Annotated in this window: 6 protein-coding genes and 1 other RNA gene; all 7 read left to right on the top strand. The window is 34.3% G+C overall.

Going from position 1 to position 6,455, the window contains the following annotated elements:
- Positions 1-138: a transfer-messenger RNA gene (gene ssrA, locus VIL26_07120) on the top strand; the annotation flags it as partial.
- A 143-nt stretch (positions 139-281) separates the two neighbouring features.
- A complete protein-coding gene (locus tag VIL26_07115; protein ID HEY8390698.1) occupies positions 282-785 on the top strand; it encodes a hypothetical protein in 504 nt (167 codons plus the stop codon).
- An 87-nt stretch (positions 786-872) separates the two neighbouring features.
- Complete coding sequence (locus tag VIL26_07110) at positions 873-2,204, top strand: GH1 family beta-glucosidase (GenBank protein ID HEY8390697.1); 1,332 nt, start codon at positions 873-875, stop codon at positions 2,202-2,204.
- A 126-nt stretch (positions 2,205-2,330) separates the two neighbouring features.
- Positions 2,331-3,194 carry a helix-turn-helix domain-containing protein gene (locus VIL26_07105; protein ID HEY8390696.1) on the top strand — a complete coding sequence of 288 codons (864 nt, stop codon included), beginning with the start codon at positions 2,331-2,333 and terminating at the stop codon, positions 3,192-3,194.
- A gap of 271 nt (positions 3,195-3,465) precedes the next feature.
- On the top strand, positions 3,466-4,554 hold the full coding sequence (locus VIL26_07100; protein HEY8390695.1) for a hypothetical protein: 1,089 nt from the start codon (positions 3,466-3,468) through the stop codon (positions 4,552-4,554).
- A gap of 195 nt (positions 4,555-4,749) precedes the next feature.
- On the top strand, positions 4,750-5,505 hold the full coding sequence (locus VIL26_07095) for a hypothetical protein (GenBank protein HEY8390694.1): 756 nt from the start codon (positions 4,750-4,752) through the stop codon (positions 5,503-5,505).
- A gap of 125 nt (positions 5,506-5,630) precedes the next feature.
- On the top strand, positions 5,631-6,455 hold an 825-nt coding region (locus tag VIL26_07090), incomplete at its 3' end, for a LysM peptidoglycan-binding domain-containing protein (protein HEY8390693.1).

Below are 6,455 nucleotides of genomic sequence, written 5' to 3'. Positions count from 1 at the left end.
AGAAAGGACTTTTAAGGGCTTGTTCGTTTGAACTTTGCTGTTTTGGTAGCAAACGAAGAGATTTTAAAAACAGCTAAGCATGTAGAAAGTTGTTTGCAATTCTTTCGGACCGGGGTTCAACTCCCCGCATCTCCACCATATTTGAAGCATAGGATTGATACTAAAATATCAATCCTTTTTTCTTTTTCTAAAATCCAAAAATCTCTTTTTAAATCTTCATAAATATCTTTTCTTAATAAAATATGTACAATGTTACTAAATTTTAACTTATAGAGGGGCTTATGGAGCAATTGTATATTGACTTTCTTAGTTTGATTCCAGACGAATCAAAAACATTTGTTGACGAATCAAATTCTTTCTTGATAGACCAAAAGTGTAAAATATCAATTAAACCCGCTGCTAAAGGTTATCTTGTCACATACTCATTGCCCAAAAGCGGAAAATCGCTTCTCAATTTCGTCTTCAGAAAAGGCTGCGTTAAGGCAAGAATTTACGCTTCCCATGTTGCGGAATATGAAGAACTGATTGAAAAATTTCCTGAAGTAACCAAAAAAGAAATCTCAAATTCGCTTGATTGCAAAAAATTAAATGGAAAGACCTGCAATTCGATTTGTCCTGCAGGATATACTTTTGTAATAGACGGTATAGAGTATAAGAAGTGCAGGAGCATGGCTTTTATGCCAACATTGAACGAGTTAAATAATTTGATTATCAAGGAAATGATTGAAAAAGAAATTATGTTCAACACCATGAATGAAAAACTGTCAGAGTCTAAGGTCTGGTAAGTATATAATATCAATTAACCATTGCTCTTAAAGTTTAATTTGTTATAATATATAATATGATAATTATTAAAAAAAGAGAGAGAAAAGATGGACAAAAAATTTTTATGGGGTACATCTACTGCTTCTTATCAGATCGAGGGGGCTTTTAAAGAAGACGGCAAAGGTTTGTCTATTTGGGACGTTTTTTCCAAAGAGCCAGGCAAGATTTTTCAAAACAATAACGGCGATATAGCCTGTGATTTTTATCATAGATTTGAAAGCGATATTCGGTTGATAAAAGACTTAAACGTCAATGCTTATAGGTTTTCTATAAGCTGGCCAAGAATTTTGCCGCAAGGCATAGGAAAAGTTAATCAAAAAGGTCTTGATTTTTATAAAAGAATTGTTGATTTATTGCTTGACGCTAATATCACGCCTTTTGTTACGCTTTATCATTGGGACATGCCTTATGAATTGCATTTAAAAGGCGGATTTATTAACAATGAATTTTCAGATTGGTTTAGTGAGTACACGTATACCGTTATGCAAGCTCTCAAAGATAGAGTTAAATTTTTTGCGACATTTAACGAGCCTCAATGTATAATTTCTTTAGGATATGATACTGGTATTTTTGCACCAGGGTACAAAGTTAACAAAAACGAGTTATTAAGAGCCGTTCATAATCTTTTGCTTTCTCACGCAAAATCCGTTCAAGTTATAAAAAGTTATAACAAAGATGCTCAAGTCGGATTGGTTACTTGCGGTTCGGCTTACTATCCTTATCAAGAAAATCAAGAAAATATAAAAGCATTATCTAAAGCTTATGAAAGTCAATATAATGAGGACTCAGTTTTGATTTATACCGATCCGATATTCTTTGGCAGATATCCTGAGCAATGCTATAAGAACTATCCAGAATTTTATGAAAAAATTGATCCCAATGACTTAAAACTTATATCCACGCCTGTAGATTATTTGGGCATTAACAACTATGAAGGCGTGCCTATAGCATCAGACGGTAATGACGGTTATAAAATAGTTCAAAGACCTGACGGTTATCCTAAAACGGATACCGAATGGGCAGTAGAAGAAGATTGTATATATTGGATAAGCAGATATTTGTATGAAAGATATAATAAGCCCATATACATAACCGAAAACGGCATAGCTAACAACGATTGGGTACATTTGGACGGCGGTGTTCATGATCCGGCACGTATTGATTATTTACAGAGATATATAGGTAAAGTCGAAAAAGCCATAAAAGACGGTGTAGATATAAGAGGTTATTTTGTTTGGAGTCTTATGGATAACTTTGAATGGGCCAGCGGCTATTCAAGACGCTTCGGACTTGTGCATATTGATTATAAGACACAAAAGCGTACTCCGAAAGATTCGTATTATTGGTATAGAGATTTTATTAAAAATAATATCAAATAGTAACCTACCATAAGATTTAATAATTAATTATAGGTCTGATATGTGGTCAGACCTTTTTTATTATAGCAAAAAATGTCGAGAAAGTTTTTTATTGTTCTGATAAAATATGATTGTAGGTATGGTAAGATGAACAAATACGAAGCTGTTAAAAATATGCAGATATATATTGAAAATAACTTGGATAAAAAGATTACTTTGGCTGATCTTGCTAAGGTATGTTATTATTCGCCATGGTATTCATATCGGCTATTTCAAGAAATATTAAACATGAGTCCAGCTGAATATATAAGAAAACTAAGATTATCAAAATCAGCATTGGAACTAAGAGACAAAAAAAGAAAGATAATTGATGTTGCATATAAATATGGTTATGATTCTGTCGACGGATATCAAAGGGCCTTTTTTAGAGAATTCAAGGTTAATCCTTATGAATACTCTATTGCGCCAAAACCTCTTTGTTTATTTACACCCTACAAAAAATATGACGATAAGGAGAAGAAAACTATGTCTGAAGTGAGCAATGTGTTTGTAAGCATTGTGGAAAAGCCTCAAAGAAAGGTTATAATCAAAAGAGGCATTAAGGCTGACAACTATATCGATTATTGTATGGAAGTCGGCTGCGATGTATGGGGAATTTTGTCTTCGATAAAATCTTTGGATAACGAGCCGGTTTGTTTATGGCTACCCAAAAAGTATGTGAAAGAAAACACATCGGTTTATGTTCAAGGTGCAGAAGTATCGCTTGATTATACTGATATACCTGAAGGGTTTGACACTATTATTTTGCCAAAAGCGACATATCTGAAATTCAATGGCGAACCTTTTGAAGAAGAAAATTACGGACAGGCTATTGAAAACTTATGGAAAGCGATAGAAAAATTCAAACCTGAAAATATGGGTTATCAATGGGATGATCAGAATCCTAGAATTCAGCTTGAACCGATCGGGAGCAGAGGTTATATAGAACTACTTTCTGTTAAGAAAATATAAATATCAAATTGCTTCAAGTTCACTAGGGACAAATTTTAATTAAAATAAGAAGTTTTTAAAATCCATTGCCTTAAGGTAATGGATTTTTTTTATGAAAATTTTTATGTCTTTTTTTATTTTTACTCCCACATAACAATGCAACCTCTAATTGTAATATGGAACGCAGTCAATTTTTGCTCGCATATTATGGGATATACAAAAGAAAAAAACGTGGAGGTACACTATCATTAAAAAGATTTTATATATTATTGTTATATTAATTATATGTTCCATGTCCCTTGTAATACTGCCCAAAAAAGTATATGCGGCTTCACCTTCTGCGACACTTACAGCAGATGGAGTGCTGATTGACACCTATGCATCTGTTCAAGAGGCAGTTGATGCTGTTACAGTTACTGCAGGAACGGATTTTGTTATTGAAGTAGCGGCAGGAACGGTTACTGATCCACTTAACATTTTACAGCAGCCAAATAAAAATCTCGTAGTTCGGCCGCAAACAGGGGCAACTGTCACTTTTACCAATACAATCACTGTTGATGGATTCGGCAATCTTAACAATCCCGAAACTCTATTGATACAAGGTTTTAATTTTGACTTTTCTTCAGGCACACCTGCTAATTGTATTGATTTTAACTTGATTCCGCCAAGAATGGGATTTGCCTACCCTCATAATGTAACCATAAACGGCTGCACCTTTAAAGGCGTCTTGGATGCAGTTGTGGCAGTTCAGAGTATCCCTGGCGGCATGAGAAATATTGCGATAATCAATTGTACTGCAACTGATATGCACAGTCTTGCGCAGTTAAAGGCTGTATCAGGTTATGCATTTATTCAAAACTGTGTCTTGAGCAATTCAAGCGGCGGGGTAAACTTTTATGGAACTGGTGATTTAACGGTTGATAGCTGCAATTTTGATGTAGCTGAATATGCGGTTAGAAGCGGACAAGGAGCTGGCATGATTTCTAGTTTAGGGTCTGTAACTATCAATAACAGCGTATTAAATTCGCATTCGCCGACCGTTGGTACGGTTGTTCTTAGAGGCGACAGCACAGAGAATATCAATATAATCCATTCTAATTTGACAAATACAGATGCTGGCGGTTCGGTTTTGCAAAATCTTAATGCTGCAAGTCAATCATTATACAAAATCAGCATTATAGAATCTAATATTACTGGACAAATTACAGGCATTACTTTATCGACTATTAATACAATAGATGATCCAAAGGTGCCTAATGGTCCTGTAAGTATTATCATTAATCCAAGCACCGCCAGCATAGCCTTGTTTATAATCGCAATGTTGCTGGCGATGATATTGATTGTATTGATTATTGCGATAGCCTTTAATCAAATGACGTAAAAAAATTTGCTGATTAAAAAAATGGAAATCTTAAAAAACACTCACTATATAGTGGGTGTTTATTTATAAGTAGATTTTTAATCAAGTAGTCAAAATCATAAAATCTTGTAAAAAGGTGTTAAATATTATATAATTAAAATATCTACAAATATGGATTTAAATCAAAAATATGATTAAAGGAGATTTTGATTATTAATGACTGATGATTTGATATGTCCTATATGTGGCGAACCAACAAGAGTATATATGGGTAATGCACGTAAAGACGGACTTTGCGGCAAACATGCAGATATGCTCAAAAAAGAAGAAATTCTTGTTAATGAAGGATTATTTATCGACGCTAAAACAAAAAAAGTTCTTAATAAAGATTATAAAGAACGTTCTATAGAAAATAAAGATTTTGATGAAGCCAAAGATGCATCAGTTGTAGTTAAATGCATTGCATGTGGTAAGTCTACGTCCAATGGCAAATTGTTTTGCATTAATTGTTATCATAAATATAAAGACAAACAGCTACTTGTTAAAATTAATAAATGTAGAGAGATTGATATTCTAGATGAGTCTTATGAAGGTGTATATAAATGTAAAGACGGACATATTGTAAAAAGCAAATCAGAACGTGAAATAGATAACTATTTGTTTGACAATGGAATACCCCATGCATATGAAAAGGTTGTTTCAATTGACGCTGATGCATCTCATGATATACATCCAGATTTTTGTCTCCCTAATTATTTAGGACAAGGTCAAGATGTTTATATTGAACATTGGGGATTTAATTCAAACAATAGAGATTATTATAAATCAAAAAAATATAAAGTTGATATCTATAAAAAAATCGGACTTACAGTCATTTGTACAAATGAAAAGGACATGAATGATCCTCAAGCAGCTTTAGACAGAAAACTAAAGCATTTTGATTTTGGAAAAATTAATTTTGATGAGAACTAGATTTTAAAAGTTAGCTAAACAGTTTTAAAAATACATTAATATAATTTCAACCTTTCTTGTTTCGTATATTTGCAAATTTTGGCGCATAGTATTTTAGTAGTAAAAAGAAAAGAAGGTAAATCTAAATGCAAATTTATACGATTCAAAGAGGGGATTCGCTTTATGCTATAGCGCGGACGTTTAAATCTTCGGTCAACGATATTGTCAATGCCAATCGTATTCCTGATCCTGAGCGCCTTGTAGTAGGTCAGACTATAGTTATTCCTATCACGGGAAGTTATTATTTTGTGCAGCCCGGCGACAGTCTTTGGTCTATCGGGCGCAGATTTAATGTCAATTATCTTACATTAGCACAAATTAATCGTATTAACCCTTCTCAACCATTGCCTGTAGGTCTAAGATTATATATCCCTCCTTTTCCTAAAGTAACTGCCGAGGTCAACGCCTATATCGAACCCATGGGCAATGCGCCAAGTCAAAGCCTGTTAGTAGATGCTAGAGAAGCAGCTCCAAGGCTTACTTATCTTGCAACATTTAGTTATAGAGTTAATCGTGATGGAACTCTTAATTCTCCGCCTATTCAAGGTATACCCGAGATAGCAAGGCAAAATGGCAACACGCTTATGATGGTGGTTACCAATATAGAAGAAGGGCAATTTAACGGAGAACTAGGGCGTTCTATAATCGAAAGCACTGCGGTGCAAGAACTGTTGTTTGATAATATCATCGCTGAGGCAAGACGCATGGGCTTTAGAGATATACATTTTGATTTTGAATTTTTGCCGCCAGATTTGAGAGTTCTTTATACTGAGTTTTTGCGCCGAGCAGTCAACAGGCTTCATGCAGAAGGTCTGTTGGTTTCAGCAGCGCTCGCCCCTAAGACCAGCGCGGAACAAACAGGACAATGGTACGAAGCGCATGATTATGGCGCGATAGGTCAAATTGTGGAT

The organism is Clostridia bacterium, from assembly GCA_036562685.1.
Classification (GTDB): Bacteria; Bacillota; Clostridia; order Christensenellales; family DUVY01; genus DUVY01.
The sequence above is the reverse complement of the archived record's forward strand: the minus strand, read 5'-3'. Positions and strand labels throughout refer to the sequence as shown.

Excerpts from the sequence above, each read along its gene's own strand:
- VIL26_07095 (HEY8390694.1), top strand. The coding sequence starts at position 4,750 with ATGACTGATGATTTGATATGTCCTATATGTGGCGAACCAACAAGAGTA.
- VIL26_07105 (HEY8390696.1), top strand. The coding sequence starts at position 2,331 with ATGAACAAATACGAAGCTGTTAAAAATATGCAGATATATATTGAAAAT.
- VIL26_07100 (HEY8390695.1), top strand. The coding sequence starts at position 3,466 with ATGTCCCTTGTAATACTGCCCAAAAAAGTATATGCGGCTTCACCTTCT.
- VIL26_07110 (HEY8390697.1), top strand. The coding sequence starts at position 873 with ATGGACAAAAAATTTTTATGGGGTACATCTACTGCTTCTTATCAGATC.
- VIL26_07115 (HEY8390698.1), top strand. The coding sequence starts at position 282 with ATGGAGCAATTGTATATTGACTTTCTTAGTTTGATTCCAGACGAATCA.